We start from the raw sequence: 17,632 nt of genomic DNA, 5'->3' as shown, positions 1-17,632 counted from the left end.
TCGTCGTGATCGATTGGTTGACGGACTCTTTTTCCACGCTGCAGGGCTGGTTCTTCGAAACGCTGATCCAGCCGCTGGTGTTCGCGGTCGGCCTCGGCGGCTGGACTGAAGACGCCTTCGACGCCACCGGCTGGCTGCTGGTCGGGTTCATCCAGGTTGCGGTGCTGCTCGTGGTCATCGGGCCGCTGCAGCGCTGGCGCGCCGTCGAGCCGGTGACCGACCGCCGCGCCATCCGCATCGACGTGCTCTACACGCTGATCCATCGCCTCGGCCTGTTCCGGCTGGCCATGTTCTTCACGCTCGAGCCGTTCTTCGACGAAGCCATCGGGAGCCTGCGCATCGCGGGCTGGGGCACGTTTCACCTCGACGAAGCCTGGCCGGGCGTCACCGACGTGCCGTGGGTCGCCTTTGCAATCTATCTGGTGGTGCTCGACTTCGTGGGCTACTGGATTCATCGCGGCCAGCACCAGCTCAACTGGTGGTGGGGCTTGCATTCGCTGCACCATTCGCAGCGCCAGATGACCATGTGGAGCGACGACCGCAACCACCTGCTCGACGACATCGTGCATGACACGCTCATCGTCATCGTGGCGCAGCTCATCGGCGTGGCGCCCGGCCAGTTCATTGCGTTCGTCGCGTTCACGCAGCTCAGCGAAAGCCTGCAGCACGCCAACCTGAAGCTCGGGTTCGGCGCCATCGGCGAGCGGCTGTGGATCAGCCCGCGCTTTCACCGGCTGCATCACAGCATCGGCCTGGGCCACGAGTCGCGTGGCGCTCATACGCTCGGCGGCCACAACTTCGGCGTGCTGCTGCCCTGGTGGGACATGCTTTTTCGCACCGCCAACTTCGAAAAGCGCTACGACCCGACCGGCATCCGCGACCAGGTCGAGCCCGGCGCCGACGGCAGGGTGCGCGACTACGGCAGCGGCTTCTGGGTCCAGCAGTGGCTCGGGCTGAAGCGGATGGTCGGCCGCGGCTGACCGCCCGGGCGGCGCCCAGGCGTTATCCTTCGCACCCAATGCGTCTGCTTCTCGACTCTTTCTGGCGTGCCGTTGCCTATTGCATGCTGCCGCGCGTGATCGTGCTCTCTTTGCTGCCACTCGCCCTGATGGTGCTGCTGGCCGCAGGCTTCGGCTATTTCTACTGGGACGCCACCGTGGCATGGACGCGCGAGGCACTTGAGGCCTGGCCGCTGCTGGCGAGCTTCTGGGGCTGGATCGGACGGCTCTTTTCGGGCGATGTCACGGCCATGCTGGCACCGCTCGTGGTGGTGTTTGCCGCCACGCCGCTGATCGTGGTGGTCTCGCTGGTCATCGTGGCCGGGTTCATGGCGCCTCCGTTGACCGCGCTGGTAGCGCACCGCCGCTTTCCCACGCTCGCGCGCAAGAAAGGCGCATCGTTTTTCGGCAGCGTGGCGCGGTCGCTGGGCCTCACCGTGCTGGCGCTGGTGGCACTCGTCGTCTCGATGCCGCTCTGGCTCATTCCGCCGCTGGTGCTCATCCTGCCGCCGCTGATCTGGGGCTGGCTCACCTATCGCGTGATGAGCTTCGACGCGTTGGCCGAGCATGCCAGCGCCGAGGAGCGGGCCACGCTGCTGCGCGCGCACCGCCTGCCGCTGCTGTGCATCGGCGTGCTGTGCGGCTACCTGGGCGCAGCGCCCAGCATCGTATGGGCATCGGGCCTGCTGTTCGCCGCCGCCTTCTTCGTGCTCGTGCCGCTCGCGATCTGGATCTACACGCTGGTATTCGCCTTCTCTTCGCTCTGGTTCGGCCACTACTGCCTCGATGCCCTCGCGCAGTTGCGGGCGCAGCGCGGGGCAGCCGCGGCTTCGTCTGGCGGCGCACCGGCCATCGAAGCCGACCAGGCCGTTCTTTCTCAATGGAAATCCCCATGACCCGCGCATTCGGCCTGATCGTCGTCGGAGACGAAATTCTTTCGGGCAAGCGTGCCGACAAGCACATGCCCAAGGTCATCGAACTGCTCGCCGCCCGCGGCCTGCAGCTTGGCTGGGCCGAATACGTCGGCGACGAGCCCACGCGCATCACGGCCGCGCTCGGCCGGGCCTTTGCCTCGGGCGACATCGTTTTCTCGACCGGCGGCATCGGCGCCACGCCGGACGACCACACCCGCCAATGCGCCGCGCAGGCGCTGCGAGTGCCGCTCGAACTGCACCCTGAAGCCGAGCTGCTGATTCGGGAACGCATGCAGGACACGGCGCGCGAGCAGGGCATTGCCTATGAGCCCCACCGGCCGGACAACATTCACCGTCTCAACATGGGCGTGTTTCCCAAGGGCGCGACGATCATCCGCAACCCGTACAACAAGATTCCGGGCTTCAGCGTCGACCACGTCCACTTCGTGCCCGGCTTTCCCGTCATGGCCTGGCCGATGATCGAATCGGTGCTCGACAGCCGCTATGCCGACATGTTCACCAGCGGCCAGTCGGCGGAAAAATCGGTCATCGTTTTTGGTGCGATGGAGGCAACGCTTACCCCGCTGATGCAAGCCATCGAAGCCACCCATGCCGGCGTCAAGGTGTTCAGCCTGCCGAGCGTCGACCATCCTCAATATGGCCGGCACATCGAACTCGGCGTCAAAGGCGACCCGGTGCTGCTCGATGCCGCCTATTTCCAGCTGATCGAAGGGCTGCACGCCTTTGATGCCAAGCTTGGCCCAGAATTGGTGCGCTGAAATAGAACGCACCAAATTGGTGATTATTCGCCTTCTTTTGGGGTTTGTACCCGTCGCCGGAGCCTCTCCGCAAGGGGCGACAATGGCACAGAAACTGCATCCCCCGTCCCTGTATTCCTAACCACCATCCAACTCAGGAGAAACTGATGGCAAAGACCGTCGCCGATGTACTCAAGCTCGTCAAGGAAAACGAGGTCAAGTTCATCGACTTCCGCTTCACCGACACCCGTGGCAAAGAGCAGCACGTGACCGTGCCGGTCTCGGCATTCGATGAAGACAAATTCACCTCGGGCCACGCGTTCGACGGCTCGTCCATTGCTGGCTGGAAGGGAATCGAAGCTTCGGACATGCAGCTCATGCCCGACCCGAACACCGCCAACATCGACCCCTTCTTCGAAGAAACGACGCTGATCCTGACCTGCGACGTGATCGACCCCGCCGACGGCAAGGCCTACGAGCGCGATCCGCGTTCGCTCGCCAAGCGCGCAGAGGCGTACATGAAGGCTTCGGGCCTGGGCGACACCGCCTACTTCGGACCGGAACCCGAATTCTTCGTGTTCGACGGCGTTCGCTGGAAGAACGACATGTCGGGCTGCTTCGTCAAGATCGAGTCCGAAGAAGCCTCGTGGAACACCGACAAGGAATACGAACACGGCAACACCGGCCATCGCCCGGCAGTCAAGGGCGGCTACTTCCCGGTTCCCCCGGTCGACAGCTTCCAGGACATGCGCTCGGAAATGTGCCTGGTGCTCGAATCGCTCGGCATTCCGGTCGAAGTGCATCACCATGAAGTGGCCAACGCCGGCCAGATGGAACTCGGCACCAAGTTCAGCACGCTGGTTCAGCGCGCCGACTGGGTCCAGCTGCAGAAGTACGTGATCCACAACGTGGCCCACGCCTACGGCAAGACCGCCACCTTCATGCCCAAGCCCATCGTCGGCGACAACGGCTCCGGCATGCACGTGCACCAGTCGGTCTGGAAGGACGGCAAGAACCTCTTCGCCGGCGACGGCTATGCGGGCCTGTCGGACTTCGCGCTGCACTACATCGGCGGCATCATCAAGCACGCACGTGCCCTGAACGCCATCACGAACCCCGGCACCAACAGCTACAAGCGCCTGGTGCCCGGCTTCGAAGCCCCGGTGAAGCTGGCCTACTCGGCCAAGAACCGCTCGGCCTCGATCCGCATCCCGTTCGTGGCCAACCCGAAGGGCCGCCGCGTCGAAGCGCGCTTCCCCGATCCGCTGATGAACCCGTACCTCGGCTTTGCTGCACTGCTGATGGCCGGCCTCGACGGCGTGGAAAACAAGATCCATCCGGGCGAAGCCGCCAGCAAGGACCTGTACCACCTGCCGCCGGAAGAAGACGCGCTGATCCCGACCGTGTGCCACAGCCTCGACCAGGCCCTGGAATACCTCGACAAGGACCGTGCGTTCCTGACCAAGGGTGGCGTGTTCACCGATGCCTACATCGACGCATACATCGAACTGAAGATGCAGGAAGTCACGCGCTTCCGCATGGCGACTCATCCGGTCGAGTTCGACATGTACTACTCGCTCTAAATCGGCGGGCGCAAGCCCTTGACGGGTAAGTAAGACAGAAAGGACGGCTTCGGCCGTCCTTTTTCATTGGCGCGGAACATCTTGTCACCGATGGAGTCGAATTGCAGGAAAATGCGCCTTTGTCGCGGCATCCAACGATTCACATGAAGACTGCTTCCCTCATTTTCCTGGCTGGTTCATTGTTGGCCCTCGCCCTGCCGGCTTCGGCCCAGGAGCGCGTGTGGCGCTGCGGCAATGAATACACCAACAACTCGACCATTGCGCAGCAAAAAGGCTGCAAGGTCATGGAAGGCGGCAACGTCACCGTCGTGCAGGGCTCCGGCATGCCGGCTCCTGCCGCCCGGTCGTCGGGCGGCGGCGGGGGTTCTTCCGCGGCGCGTGCGCCGGCCGGCAGCCCGCGCGTGGAAGGCGTCGACCAGCGCGCCCGCGACGGCGAAGCCCGTTCGGTGCTCGAGGCCGAGCTCAAGAAGGCCGAAGCCCGCCAGGCCGAGCTTCAAAAGGAATACAACAACGGCGAGCCCGAGAAGCAGGGCAGTGAAGGCCGCAACTACCAGAAGTACCTCGATCGCGTGGCTGAAATGAAGGCCGAACTCGCGCGCAACGAGAGCGACATCGCAGGCATTCGCCGCGAACTCGGCCGCCTGCCGGCCAAGCAGCAGTAAGCAGCAGGACATTCAATGGCATTTGGGAAGAAGGCGGCCGGCGCCAATCCGCGCTTTCAGTCCTTCGACCTGCTGTCCACGCTCATCGCAGTGGTCAGCACCAACGGTTCGGTGCTGTTTGCCAACGCGGCCCTCGAAGACGCGCTGGGCACTTCGCGCCGCACGCTCGAAGGCTCTCAGTTCGGAGCCTGCTTTCATGAGCCGCACGTGCTGCGCACCGCCATCGACGGCGCCCGCAGCAACGACTTTGCCACACTGCGCTACGAAGCCTTCCTGCGCCGCGTCAATCACGAATTGATGCCGGTGCAGGTCACCCTCGCGCAGGGCGACAAGTCGGGCGAGCTCATCATCGAGATGTCGCCGCTGGAGCAGCAGGTGCGCCAGGACCGCGAAGAGCGCCTGCTCGACCAGGCGCAGGCCAACAAGGAACTCATCCGCAATCTCGCGCATGAAATCAAGAACCCGCTGGGCGGCATTCGCGGCGCGGCGCAGCTGCTGCAGATGGAGGTCGAGTCGCGCGACCTCATCGAGTACACGCAAGTCATCATCCATGAAGCCGACCGGCTGCAAACGCTGGTCGACCGCCTGCTGGCGCCGCACCGGCGGCCGCATGTGGTGGGCGACGTCAACATCCACGAGGTGTGCGAGCGCGTGCGATCGGTCATTCTTGCGGAGTTTCCGCGCGACCTGCACATCGAGCGCGACTTCGACGTGTCGATTCCCGAGTTCCGCGGCGATCGCGAACAGCTCATCCAGGCCACGCTCAACATCGTGCACAACGCGGCGCAGGCCCTTGCCGAGCGCCGTGCGGCGGGAGACGCGCAGATCACTTTCAAGACGCGCATCGCCCGCCAGGTCATATTCAACAAGCAGTGGTATCGATTGGCACTGGAATTGCATGTCATCGACAACGGACCGGGTGTGCCGGACACGATCAAGGACCGCATCTTCTATCCGCTCGTATCGGGGAGAGAAGGCGGGACAGGGCTTGGATTGACGCTCGCACAAACTTTTGTGCAACAGCATCACGGCGTGATCGAGTGCGATAGCGTCCCGGGCCGAACCGATTTCAAGATACTGATTCCGCTGCCCTAGCAGCCACGGCAACAAGGAGATGCATGAAGCCGATCTGGATAGTTGATGACGACCAATCGATCCGCTTCGTGCTGGAGAAGGCCTTGTTGCGCGAAGACCTGCCCACGCGCAGCTTCACCAACACGCGCGAGGTGCTGGCCGCCCTCGAACTTGCCGCCGACGACGAACAGCAGGGCCCGCAGGTCCTGGTGAGCGACATCCGCATGCCCGGCGGCTCCGGGCTCGACCTGCTCGACAAGATCAAGGCCAAGCACCCCGGCCTGCCCGTCATCATCATGACGGCGTTCTCCGACCTCGACAGCGCCGTTTCGGCCTTCCAGGGTGGCGCCTTCGAATACCTGCCCAAGCCTTTCGACCTGCCGCGCGCCGTCGAGCTGATCCGCCGTGCCGTCGACGAAAGCCAGCGCGAGGAAGTGGCCGAAGAACGCATGGTCGCCGCGCCCGAAATGCTGGGCCAGGCGCCCGCCATGCAGGACGTGTTCCGCGCCATCGGCCGGCTTTCGCAAAGCAACGTCACGGTGCTCATCACCGGCGAATCGGGTTCGGGCAAGGAACTGGTGGCGCGTGCGCTGCACAAGCATTCGCCGCGCGCCAACGGCCCCTTCGTGGCCATCAACACCGCGGCCATTCCCAAGGACCTGCTCGAGAGCGAACTCTTCGGCCATGAGCGCGGCGCTTTCACCGGTGCGCAAACGATGCGGCGCGGCCGCTTCGAGCAAGCCGAAGGTGGCACGCTCTTTCTCGACGAAATCGGCGACATGCCGTTCGACCTGCAGACACGCCTGCTGCGCGTGCTGAGCGACGGACACTTCTACCGCGTGGGCGGCCACAACTCCGTGAAGGCCAACGTGCGCGTGATCGCGGCCACCCACCAGGACCTGGAGCAGCGCGTCAAGCTCGGCGGCTTCCGCGAAGACTTGTTCCACCGCCTCAACGTGATTCGCCTGCGCCTGCCCGCGTTGCGCGAGCGCGGCGAGGACGTACCCGCACTCACGCGCCACTTCCTGCAGGTGAGTGCGCGCCAGCTCGGCGTCGAGCCCAAGCGCATTTCCGATGCCGCATTGGCCAAGCTCGCGGCCTTCAGCTTCCCGGGCAACGTACGCCAGCTCGAGAACATCTGCCACTGGCTGACCGTGATGGCGCCGGCCCAACTCATCGAAGCCAAGGACCTGCCGCCCGAAGTCATGGCCGCTGGAGCCGGCGTGGAAGCGCATGCGCACGCCGGTGAAGCTGCCGTCGCCGCAACGCAGACCGCCGCGCAGCCCGCACCGCTGCTGGCACCCAGCCCAGAGCGAGAATTTGCTCTGGCGAGCGCCGCGCCTGACGCGACCGGAGGCCTGGTGGGCGCCAGCAGCTGGGAGAGCGGCCTCGAGATCGAGGCGCAGGCGCTGCTGGCCGCCGGCCGCACCGATGTCTGGGACGTGCTGTCGCGCCGCTTCGAATCGCGGCTCATCCTCACCGCGCTGGCCAACACCCGCGGCCGCCGCATCGAAGCCGCTCAGAAACTGGGCATCGGCCGCAACACCATCACCCGGAAAATCCAGGAACTGGGCATCGAGTAGTTTGGCCCTGCCGGGCCTTGGCTAGCGGCTTCGCTGGCCTAGCGTGAGTGAATCCAGCTGGAAGTTTCCGCTCTTGTCCCAGAGCCAGGTGTCCACATAGGTGTGGCCGCCCAGGCGCCCGGGGCTCGGCAGGGGCGATGCCGCCTTGATCAGTTCCGCGATCTTGCCCGGCACTTCGGGCGCATGGCTCGGAACGCGGCTGAACGTCACATTCGTCACGTTGCCGCTGGCATCGAGCTCCGTTTCGACCACCACCACCGCATACACCAGCGGGGGAATCTTTCCCTTGTAGATGCGCTGCGCGTAGGTCTTGTAGATCTGCCGCGCACCCGTCTTGCGATAGGCCCGCACGGCCGGCGTTTGCGCCGTGATCAGGCGCACGGTCGGCACGTCGGTTCTTGCGCCAGCCACTTCATCGGGGGCGGCGGTGGCCGACTTGTCCTCGCCGGCCTTGTCCGCCGGCTTCAAGGCCGAGCAGGCGACAAGGGTCAGTGCGGCTGCAACGGTTGCCAGTGTGCGAAGAGTCATTTTCATCAGATACCTTGGTCGAGATCGAGCACCACCGGTGCATGGTCGCTTGGCTTTTCCCACTTGCGCGGCACGCGGTCGATGATGCAACCCTTGACGCGCGGCAGCAGCGGTTCGCTCACAAGAATGTGGTCGATGCGCAGCCCGCGGTTCTTCTGATAGCCGAGCATCCGGTAGTCCCACCACGAATAGCTTTTCTCCGGTTGCTCGAACAAGCGGAAGCTGTCGACCAGACCAAGCTGCAGCAGCGCCTTGAACTGCTCGCGCTCCTCGGTCGTGTGGTGGATCGTTTCCGCCAGCCCCACCGGGTCGTAGCTGTCCCGGTCTTCGGGTGTGATGTTGAAGTCGCCCAGCAGAACCAGGTTCGGGTGCGCCGCCATCTCGGCCCGCAGCCATTCGCGCAGGGCGCGCAGCCAGCCCATCTTGTACTCGAACTTGTCGGTGCCCGGCGCCTGGCCATTGACGAAGTAGCCATTCACCACGCGCAGAGGGCCGGCCGCCGTTTCGATGGTGGCGGCGATCACCCGCGACTGGTCGTCGGTAAAGCCGCCGATGTTCTTTGCCACGTCCCGCATCGGCGCCAGGCTCAGGATGGCCACGCCGTTGTAGGTTTTCTGGCCGAACACCGCGCATTCGTAGCCAGCCGACTTGAGCACCTCGAGAGGGAACTTGTCGTCGCTCATCTTGAGCTCCTGCAGGCACAGCACGTCGACGGGGTTGGCGATCAGCCAGTCGAGCACATGCTGCAGGCGAGCGGTGAGGGAGTTGACGTTCCAGGTGGCTATTTTCATCAAGCGCTACGTTGTTGATTAGAGGGCACTCCTGCAGGAATGCGCGAGTTTGCCTTTGTACCTCACTCGCGCCCTCCAGGCGCAGGATCCGCCGACGCGTATAGAATTTGTCCTGCAAGAACCATGGAAGGCGACCGGCAAGGCGCGTTTTTCCTACGGTGAAACTGCCGACTCCAACAACCTGGAGAACCCGATGCCGGACGATATGGAGATTCGCGTTCCGCAGAACGACGAGCACATCGACATCACCGACCTGAAAGAGGTCGACTATTGGACCAAGTGGTTCGGCGTCAGCGAAACGCGGCTCCGGTTGGCGGTGGCATCCGCGGGCACCTACAAGGACGACCTGCGGGTCTACCTTGGCCTGCCCTGAAAAGCACGGGGGCCGCGGGCCGGTTTTGGGCCGCACCCCCTGATGGATGGCTGAATCCAAGGTTGCCATCTACGGCGCGATCGGCGCCAACTTGGCCATTGCCGCGACCAAGTTCGCGGTGGCCGGCATCACCGGCAGTTCGGCCATGCTGTCGGAAGGCATCCACTCCGCGGTCGACACCTTCAACGGCGTATTGCTGCTGGTGGGCATCAGGCTGAGCCAGCGGCCCGCAACGCCCGAGCATCCGTTCGGCCACGGCAAGGAGCTCTACTTCTGGAGCCTGATCGTCGCGGTGCTCATCTTCGGGCTGGGTGGTGGCGTGTCGTTCTACGAAGGCATCCAGCACATTCGCAAGCCGGAGCCGATGCGCGACCCCACTTGGAACTACGTCGTGCTGGCCCTGGCCTTCGTGTTCGAAGGCACCAGCTTTCTCATTGCGTTGCGGCAATTCCGGGCCCAGGCGCGGGGCGTGCCTTTCTGGCGTGCGCTCGGGCAAAGCAAGGACCCGACCACCTATACCGTGCTGGCCGAAGATTCCGCGGCGCTCATTGGCCTGGCCGTGGCCGCGCTGGGCATCTACCTGAGCCACCGCTTCGGCATGCCAGAACTCGACGGCGCGGCTTCGGTGGTGATCGGGCTGTTGCTGGCGGGCGTGGCGGTGCTGCTGATCGGCCAGGCGCGCGGGCTTCTCATCGGTGAAGGCATCCGCCCCGAGACGGCGCGCGCCATTCGCAGCCTGGCCATGGAGCAGCCCAGCGTCAGCGACGTCGGCCATGTGCTGTCGATGTACATCGGGCCCGACGAGGTGCTGGCCATCGTCGATGTGAACTTCAAGGAGGGCACGGCCACCGGCGAAGCGGCCGACGCCATCACGGCCATCGAAGGGCAGGTGCGCGCACGCTTTCCCATGATCCGGCGGCTTTTCATAGAGGCGAGCGAAGCGCCGGTGGAAACCGTTGCGCGCGCCTGAGGCGCCGGGCCGCATCGTCGGCCTTGGCTGACCCGCGCTCACGTCTTTGCCTGAGCGCTCCAACCCTGCGCTTGCGCCACTGTCGGGCCTTACTCAGGAGATAGCCGCATGAACACGCCTACACAGCCACCGGCGTCGCGCCCGAAGCGCTCGCCCGACGAACCCGAGATCACGCAGGAAGAATCCGTGCCCACCGACGGCAGCGACACCGAGGGCGAGGAAATGATGAAGAAGGTCGAGAACAAGAAGCTCGAAGACCCGGGTTCGGCCGAGCACAAGACACCCGAAAAGTCTTGAGTGGCGGGAGCTTTGTCTTCTCGCGAAAAAGGCGCCGCCCTACAGGTAAGGCCCAGCTCTTAGCTAAAAATCATTCCTGCGGGCATCGACTTGCCCGGCCTGCGGAGTCATTTTCCCGCAGGTAGATCGCAAACAGACAACAGCGTAAAGAAGGACTGTCTGTCCATACGATGGAGGAAAAAATGAAGATCGACGGCACGACGGGGGCCGCGCAGGAACGCCTGATAAAGATCGGCGTGCCCGGCCTCGACGATGTTCTTGGAGGCGGCCTCACGGCCAATCGCCTTTACCTGGTCGAGGGTACGCCGGGCGCGGGCAAGACCACGATCGCACTGCAGTTCCTGATCGAAGGAGCGGCGCGCGGCGAATCGGTGTTGTACGTCACCTTGTCCGAAACGGCGCATGAACTCAGGGGTGTCGCCGATTCGCATGGATGGGATCTGAGCGGCATCGAGGTGCGCGAAATGCTCCCGACGGAAGCCGCACTGGAGCCCGACGAGCAGTACACGATGTTCCATCCCTCGGAGGTCGAACTCAGCGAAACCACGTTGAGGATCCTGTCGGACGTCGATGTGATCAAGCCGTCGCGCGTCGTGTTCGACTCGCTGTCCGAGCTGCGCCTGCTGGCCGGCAGCTCCCTTCGCTACAGACGGCAGATTCTCGCGCTCAAGCAGTTCTTCGCAGGCCGCCGTTGCACGGTGCTGCTGCTGGACGACATGACCGCCACCAAGCACGACCTGCAGGTCCAAAGCATCGCCCATGCGGTGCTGCGGCTCGAGCAGATCAGCTCCGACTACGGCGCCGCGCGCCGCAGGCTGGTCGTCAGCAAGTACCGCGGCCAGCAGTTTCGTGGCGGCTATCACGACTACCGCATCGAGCGCGGGGGCCTGCGCGTGTTTCCACGCCTGGTGGCGGCCGAACATTCGGCCGCACTCACACAGGTACGGATTCCGAGCGGCATCGAGTCGCTCGACGCCTTGCTGGGCGGCGGCATAGAGAGGGGAACGAGCACGCTGATCGTCGGTGCGCCGGGTACCGGCAAGTCGACGGTGGCAGTGCAATTTGCGCTCGCGGCGGCACAACGCGGCGAATGCGCGGCGCTCTTCATCTTCGACGAGAGCATCAACACCTTGCGCACGCGCTGCGAAAGCATGGGGATGGACCTTGGGTCGCACATCGATGGCGGCCGCATCAAGGTACGTCAGGTGGACCCAGCCGAGTTGTCGCCCGGCGAGTTCGTGCACCTGATCCGGCTGGCGGTGGTGGAGTCCGGTGCGGCCGTCGTGGTGATCGACAGCCTGAACGGCTACCTCAACGCCATGCCGGACGAGCGGTTTCTGATTGCGCAGCTGCACGAACTGCTTTCCTACCTGGGTCAGGCGGGCGTTGCAACGCTGCTGGTCGGCGCGCAGCACGGGCTCATCGGCATGCAGATGCAGACACCCGTGGATGCGAGCTACTTGGCCGATGCCGTGGTTTTGCTCCGCTATTTCGAGCTCGACGGTGAAGTGCGCCAGGCGATCTCGGTGCTGAAGAAGCGCGGCGGGGCGCATGAGCGGAGCATCCGCGATTTCTCGATGACTGCCATGGGCCTGAAGATCGGCGAGCCGCTGCGTAACTTCAGGGGCATCCTGTCGGGCATTCCCATTCCCATCGACGGCGTGCAGCACGCATCGTGAGCGCAGCACCGGCAACCGTCGAGCAGCGCATCCTGTTGCGAACCGCGACCTCCAGGGACGCCCTCATGGCCAATGCCGTATTGGCTCGCGCCCAGATCGACACGCACTCCTGCGCGAACCTGTGCGAGCTGGTGCAGGAACTGCAGGTGGGCGCGGGCGCAATCATGCTGGCGGAAGAAGTGCTGGCCGATCCGGCCGCGGCCGCGCTGAACGAGGTGCTGGGTTCGCAGGAGCCATGGTCCGACGTGCCGGTGCTCATTCTGGCCCGACAGGGCGCGGATTCGCGCGTCATCGCCGAGGCCATGGACAAGCTCGCGAACGTCACCGTCATCGAACGTCCGATGCGGGTGGCTTCGCTCATCAGCACGGTGCGCACGGCGCTGCGCGCGCGCAACCGCCAGTACCAGCTGCGCGACCTGCTCGACGGGCTGCGCGAAGCCGACCAGCGCAAGACCGAGTTCCTTGCCACGCTGGCGCACGAGCTGCGCAATCCGCTCGCACCCATGAGCACCGCGCTCACCCTGCTGATGCGAAAGCCGCATGAGGCCGCGGAAGCACTGCGCTACTACGAGCTGATGGGCCGGCAGATCGACCACATGGTGCGGCTGGTGAACGACCTGATGGAGGTCTCGCGCATCACGCGCGGCAAGATCGAACTGCGCATGGAAGCGGTCGCGCTCGAATCGGTCATCAAGGACGCCATCGAACTGAGCCGCCCCTTGCTCGAAGGCGCGAAGCACGAGCTGGCCACGGAGCTGTTCGCCGAACCGCTGGTTGTGCGGGGCGACGGCGTTCGCCTGACGCAGGTCTTTTCGAACCTGCTCAACAACGCCGCCAAGTACACGGCCCCGGGCGGCAAGATCAGGATTGCGCTGCGCAAGGAGGGCCGCCAGGCCGTGGTCGAGGTGTGGGACAACGGCACCGGCATCGCGTCCGAAATGCTGGAGTCGATCTTCGAGATGTTCGTTCAGGTCAGCGGCACTTCCAAGGCGGCGCAAGGCGGGCTGGGCATCGGGCTCACCCTGGTGAAGAGCCTGGTCGAACTGCACGGCGGCAGCGTCGAGGCCACCAGCGCGGGTCTCGGGCGGGGCGCGATGTTCTGCGTGCGCCTGCCGCTCACGCGCATCGGAGCGGACTTGCCGAGGCCGCGGGGGACGGCCATTCAAGGCTGGCCGGCTTCCTTGCCCGGCACGGTGCTGATCGTGGACGACAACCGCGATGCGGCCGACGCACTGAGCGACCTGCTGCAGTCGCTCGGAGCCTCGACCCATGTGGCGTACAGCGGCGACGCCGCGCTGCGTGCGGTCGCCGAAGGCGTGCTGCCGGGCCTTGCGATCCTGGACATCGGCATGCCGGGCATGGACGGTTGCGAGCTGGCCATCAAGCTGCGCGCCAATCCCGCGCTCAAGGGGCTGATCCTCGTCGCACTGACCGGCTGGGGCCAGCAGGGCGACAAGGACCGCATTGCCATGGCCGGGTTCGACCATCACCTGCTCAAGCCGCTCGACCTCGCGGCGCTGGTCTCCGTTCTGTAGCAACGCCATGAACCACGACGCCACCACGCTCTCGGCGCCCGGCCCGTCCACCGCGAGGCCGTCGCTGTGGCGGCGCTGCCGCCGCTGGCTGCTGCCGCTGCTCGGGCTCGCGGTGCTGGGCCTGCTGCTTTCGCATGCGCACAAGGTCGATTGGGCGGGCGCATGGCATGCATTGCAGCGCTACCCCGCCACGCTGCTGCTCGGCGTGCTGGGCATCGCAACCGCGAGCCACGCGCTGTATGGATGCTTCGATCTCATCGGCCGGCGGCACACGCGCCACCGCGTGCCGCGCTGGCGCACCTGGGCCATCGCGGTCACAAGCTATGCCTTCAATCTCAACCTCGGGTCTCTGGTGGGCGGCATTGCGCTGCGTGCACGGCTCTATGCGCGAGCGGGGGTGGACGAGACCACCGTGGCGCAGATCGTCGGCATCAGCCTGGCGACCAACTGGCTGGGCTACGGGCTGCTGGCGGGCGGCTTGTTTGCGGCGGGCGCCATCACGCCGCCGCGCCAGGCCAACATCGGCACGGACGCACTGCGCGTGCTTGGCGTGGCGATGATCCTGCTGGTCGCCGCCTACGTGGTGGCGTGTGCGTTTTCGCGCGGGCGCCAATGGCAGGTGAGGGGGCGGCGGCTGAAGCTGCCTTCGGCGCAGATCGCGCTGGTGCAGCTCACGCTTTCCACCGCCAACTGGGCATTGATGGGCTGCGCCATGTACCTGCTGCTGGGCCGGCAGGTGCCGTATGCGACCACGCTGAGCGTGTTGCTCGCTGCCTCCATCGTCGGGGTGATCACGCCCATACCGGCGGGGCTGGGCGTGCTCGAGGCCGTGTACCTGGCGCTGCTCTCGGGCACCGTGCGGCAGGGCGCGTTGATGGGCGCCGTGCTGGCGTACCGCGCGCTCTACTACCTTCTGCCGCTGGCCGGCGGCGTGGTGCTTTACCTTCTGCTCGAACGCTACGCGGCGAGCCATCCGCAGGACGCGGGGAGCGACACACCATGGCGCGCGCAAACCCGCTGAAGCGCTACAAGGAGAAGCGCAACTTCGGCGTCACGCCGGAGCCGGAGGAAGGCGGTTCATCGGCGCCCGGCACGCTGCAGTTCGTGGTGCAGAAACACTGGGCGAGCCGACTGCACTACGACTTTCGCATCGAGCTCAGCGGCGCGATGAAAAGCTGGGCAGTGCCCAAGGGCCCGAGCTACGACACGCACGACAAGCGCATGGCCGTGCATGTCGAGGACCACCCCATCTCGTACAACCAGTTCGAAGGCGTGATACCGCCCAAGCAGTACGGCGCGGGCAAGGTGATCATCTGGGACAAGGGCACCTGGACGCCCATCGGCGATGCGCGCAAGGGCTACAAGGCGGGGAACCTCAAGTTCGAACTGCATGGCTACAAGCTGCGCGGCAAGTGGGCGCTGGTGCGCATGCACAGCAGCAAGGACGACAAGCAGGATGCGTGGCTGCTGATCAAGGAGCACGACGGCTACGCCCGCCCGGCCGCCGAGTTCAGCGTGGTCGACCAGTTTCCGGGCAGCGTGGCGGAGATGCCGATGCCTACGCCCGGCGCCGCGGCTGCGGCGCCCGCGGCAGAGGCGGCACCCGCGCGCAAAAAACGCGGCAAGGCATCGGGCGGCGGCATGCCGGCCGATGCGGTGAAGGCCGCCGTGCCCGCCAAGCTTTCACCGCTGCTTGCCACGCTGGTCGACGGCCCGCCGGCCGACCCCGACAACTGGTTCTACGAAATCAAGTTCGACGGGTACCGCCTGCTCGCGCGAATCGATGAAAAGAAAGAAGTGCAGCTCATCACGCGCAACGGGCACGACTGGAGCAGCCGCATGCCGCAGCTGGTGCGCGCCATCAAGGCCATGAAGCTCAAGCCCGGTTGGCTCGACGGCGAGATCGTGGTGCTCAACGAATCCGGAAGCACCGACTTCCAGGCGCTGCAGAATGCCTTCGACAAGGAGAAGACCAGCAACATCGTCTACTTTCTTTTCGATCTGCCGTACTACGACGGATTCGATCTCACGGGCGTGCCGCTCGTGGAGCGCCGGGCCTTGCTGCAGTCGCTGCTTGCCAAGGCACCGCCTGAAATCCGCTTCAGCGAAATCTTCGATGCGCCTCCTGAGGACATCGTGGCGTCGGCCTGCAAGATCGGGCTGGAGGGCGTGATCGGCAAGCGCAAGAACAGCACCTATGCATCGCGCCGTTCGCCCGACTGGATCAAGCTCAAGTGCTCGCGGCGGCAGGAGTTCGTGATCGGCGGCTATACCGATCCGAAGGGTTCGCGCGTGGGCATCGGCGCATTGCTGATCGGCGTGCACGATGAGAAGGGCGACCTCATTTATTCGGGTGCGGTTGGCGCGGGCTTCAACGGCCGCACCCTCAACGAAATGCTCGAAAGGCTGCAGCCGCTCGGCACCGACAAGCGCCCGTTCAAGGATCCGACCGAGAATGACCGCCGCGCCCATTGGGTCAAGCCGGTGCTGCTGGCCGAAGTCACTTTTTCGGAATGGACGAAGGACGGCCATGTGCGCCACCCGGTGTTCCACAGCGTGCGCACCGACAAGCCGGCCAAGGCGATCATCCGCGAGAAGCCGGTTCACCAGCCGAAGGCCAAGCCTGCAGAAGATGCCGGGCCCGAGCCTTCGGCCACGATGCCCGCCAACTTCAAGGTCTCGAATGCCGACCGCGTGGTCGACCCGACCACCGGCATCACCAAGGTCGAGGTGGTGCGCTTCTACGGCCTTGTCGCGCCGCTGATGATGGAGCACCTGAAGGCGCGGCCAGTGTCTTTCGTGCGTGCGCCGCAGGGCATCAAGGGGCAGCTGTTCTTTCAGAAGCACCTCGACGAGGGCCAGATGGCCGGTGTGCGGCAGCTCGATCCGGCGCTGTGGCCCGCCCACCCCGAGCTCATCGAAGTAGCCAATCCGCTGGGGCTGTTGAGCGCGGCGCAGATGAACGTCATCGAGCTCCACACCTGGAACGCAGTGAAGACGCTCATCGGCAAGCCCGACCGCATGACCTTCGACCTCGACCCGGGCGAGGGCGTCGGCTGGCCCATGGTGCTTCAGGCGGCGGAGCTGATGCGCGTGGTGCTCGAAGAACTCGGCCTGCCGTCTTTCTGCAAGACCAGCGGCGGCAAAGGGTTGCACGTGGTCGTGCCGCTCAAGCGGCAGTACGACTGGGACACGGTCAAGGATTTTTCGCAGGCCATCGTGCGGCACATGGCCCGCACGGTGCCGCAGATGTTCGTGGCCAAGAGCGGGCCGAGCAATCGCGTCGGCCGCATCTTCATCGACTACCTGCGCAACGGTTTCGGCGCCACCACGGTGTGCGCATGGTCGGTGCGTGCCCGTCCGGGCATGGGGGTGTCGGTGCCGGTGGAGTGGGCCGAGGTGCCGACGCTTTCAAGCGGCGCGCAGTGGACGCTCCGAAACATCCATGCCCGGCTCGACCGCGGCAACGACCCGTGGGCAGGCTATGCGAAGGCTGCGATCAGCCCGGGTGCCGCGATGAAGCGGCTGGGGTTCGAGTCCGCAAAGCTCAGAGCTCGATGAAGGCCGAGGTGGCCTTGTTCAGCGCCAGCTTGCCCTTCACGGTGATCGATTCCACCTGGGCGAGCTGGCGTATGGCGCGGTCGTCCGGCGCGTGGCTGGACGGCGGGATGAAAGCAGTCACCAGCTCGGCCGCACGCAGCACGCGCACCCTGTCGATATCTGCTGGCGTGTGGACGACGTATGGCAATTTCTGTTCGGCGATGACTCGAAGAAACTCCATGGACATGAGCCGTCTCCTTGTCTAGATGGCGGTACAAACATTTTGCGGAAAAAATCACGTTTGTGCCTAATCCCTGCGCCGCACACGACTTTTTGATGTGCACTGA

17 protein-coding genes are annotated in these 17,632 nt (G+C 65.1%); 14 read left to right on the top strand and 3 right to left on the bottom strand.

All coding sequences use genetic code 11. The features are described 5' to 3' along the window. Positions 1-5: 5 nt before the first annotated feature. The 7 genes from EJI00_RS10900 to ntrC all read left to right on the top strand — a co-directional run bounded on the left by EJI00_RS10900 (position 6) and on the right by ntrC (position 7,572). On the top strand, positions 6-980 hold the full coding sequence (locus EJI00_RS10900) for a sterol desaturase family protein (protein ID WP_126747483.1): 975 nt from the start codon (positions 6-8) through the stop codon (positions 978-980). 38 nt (positions 981-1,018) lie between these two features. Then, on the top strand, positions 1,019-1,894 hold the full coding sequence (locus EJI00_RS10895) for an EI24 domain-containing protein (protein ID WP_126747482.1): 876 nt from the start codon (positions 1,019-1,021) through the stop codon (positions 1,892-1,894). After that, a complete protein-coding gene (locus EJI00_RS10890) occupies positions 1,891-2,691 on the top strand; it encodes a molybdopterin-binding protein (RefSeq protein WP_185868114.1) in 801 nt (266 codons plus the stop codon). The genes EJI00_RS10895 and EJI00_RS10890 overlap by 4 nt, the downstream gene beginning before the upstream one ends. Before the next feature lie 146 nt (positions 2,692-2,837). After that, positions 2,838-4,253, top strand: coding sequence for a type I glutamate--ammonia ligase (glnA, locus tag EJI00_RS10885; RefSeq protein ID WP_126747480.1), 1,416 nt, complete (start codon positions 2,838-2,840; stop codon positions 4,251-4,253). 143 nt (positions 4,254-4,396) lie between these two features. After that, positions 4,397-4,915 (top strand): hypothetical protein, encoded by a 519-nt coding sequence (locus EJI00_RS10880; RefSeq protein ID WP_126747479.1) that lies wholly within the window; start codon positions 4,397-4,399, stop codon positions 4,913-4,915. A 15-nt stretch (positions 4,916-4,930) separates the two neighbouring features. Then, on the top strand, positions 4,931-6,010 hold the full coding sequence (gene glnL / locus EJI00_RS10875; protein WP_126747478.1) for a nitrogen regulation protein NR(II): 1,080 nt from the start codon (positions 4,931-4,933) through the stop codon (positions 6,008-6,010). A gap of 23 nt (positions 6,011-6,033) precedes the next feature. Further along, the gene (ntrC, locus tag EJI00_RS10870; protein ID WP_126747477.1) at positions 6,034-7,572 is read left to right on the top strand and encodes a nitrogen regulation protein NR(I); all 1,539 of its coding nucleotides are present in this window, start codon (positions 6,034-6,036) and stop codon (positions 7,570-7,572) included. Positions 7,573-7,593: 21 nt separating this feature from the next. Here the strand turns inward: ntrC and EJI00_RS10865 are convergent, their stop codons facing one another. Together EJI00_RS10865 and xth are read right to left on the bottom strand one after the other, a co-directional pair. Continuing rightward, complete coding sequence (locus tag EJI00_RS10865) at positions 7,594-8,100, bottom strand: hypothetical protein (RefSeq protein WP_409514014.1); 507 nt, start codon at positions 8,098-8,100, stop codon at positions 7,594-7,596. Positions 8,101-8,105: 5 nt separating this feature from the next. Further along, the gene (xth, locus tag EJI00_RS10860; RefSeq protein ID WP_126747475.1) at positions 8,106-8,891 is read right to left on the bottom strand and encodes an exodeoxyribonuclease III; all 786 of its coding nucleotides are present in this window, start codon (positions 8,889-8,891) and stop codon (positions 8,106-8,108) included. Positions 8,892-9,084: 193 nt separating this feature from the next. Between xth and EJI00_RS10855 the strand changes: the two genes are divergently transcribed. The 7 genes from EJI00_RS10855 (at position 9,085) to ligD (ending at position 17,306) form a co-directional block, all read left to right on the top strand. Beyond that, positions 9,085-9,264 carry a DUF3606 domain-containing protein gene (locus EJI00_RS10855; protein ID WP_126747474.1) on the top strand — a complete coding sequence of 60 codons (180 nt, stop codon included), beginning with the start codon at positions 9,085-9,087 and terminating at the stop codon, positions 9,262-9,264. A gap of 46 nt (positions 9,265-9,310) precedes the next feature. Further along, positions 9,311-10,234, top strand: coding sequence for a cation diffusion facilitator family transporter (locus tag EJI00_RS10850; RefSeq protein WP_126747473.1), 924 nt, complete (start codon positions 9,311-9,313; stop codon positions 10,232-10,234). Positions 10,235-10,342: 108 nt separating this feature from the next. Beyond that, positions 10,343-10,531 carry a hypothetical protein gene (locus tag EJI00_RS10845; protein ID WP_126747472.1) on the top strand — a complete coding sequence of 63 codons (189 nt, stop codon included), beginning with the start codon at positions 10,343-10,345 and terminating at the stop codon, positions 10,529-10,531. 182 nt (positions 10,532-10,713) lie between these two features. Further along, the gene (locus EJI00_RS10840) at positions 10,714-12,210 is read left to right on the top strand and encodes an ATPase domain-containing protein (RefSeq protein WP_126747471.1); all 1,497 of its coding nucleotides are present in this window, start codon (positions 10,714-10,716) and stop codon (positions 12,208-12,210) included. Then, positions 12,207-13,745, top strand: coding sequence for an ATP-binding protein (locus EJI00_RS10835; protein ID WP_126747470.1), 1,539 nt, complete (start codon positions 12,207-12,209; stop codon positions 13,743-13,745). Before EJI00_RS10840 ends, EJI00_RS10835 begins: the two co-directional genes overlap by 4 nt. Before the next feature lie 7 nt (positions 13,746-13,752). Then, positions 13,753-14,766 carry a lysylphosphatidylglycerol synthase domain-containing protein gene (locus EJI00_RS10830; protein WP_126747469.1) on the top strand — a complete coding sequence of 338 codons (1,014 nt, stop codon included), beginning with the start codon at positions 13,753-13,755 and terminating at the stop codon, positions 14,764-14,766. After that, positions 14,745-17,306 (top strand): DNA ligase D, encoded by a 2,562-nt coding sequence (gene ligD / locus EJI00_RS10825; RefSeq protein ID WP_126747468.1) that lies wholly within the window; start codon positions 14,745-14,747, stop codon positions 17,304-17,306. The genes EJI00_RS10830 and ligD overlap by 22 nt, the downstream gene beginning before the upstream one ends. Here the strand turns inward: ligD and EJI00_RS10820 are convergent. Further along, entirely contained in the window at positions 17,293-17,532 is a 240-nt protein-coding gene (locus tag EJI00_RS10820; RefSeq protein ID WP_126747467.1) for a hypothetical protein, read from the bottom strand. The genes ligD and EJI00_RS10820 overlap by 14 nt on opposite strands. Positions 17,533-17,632: the final 100 nt, after the last annotated feature.

This window comes from Variovorax sp. DXTD-1 (assembly GCF_003984625.1).
Taxonomy (GTDB): Bacteria; Pseudomonadota; Gammaproteobacteria; order Burkholderiales; family Burkholderiaceae_C; genus Variovorax.
This window is presented reverse-complemented; position numbering and strand designations above follow the sequence as displayed.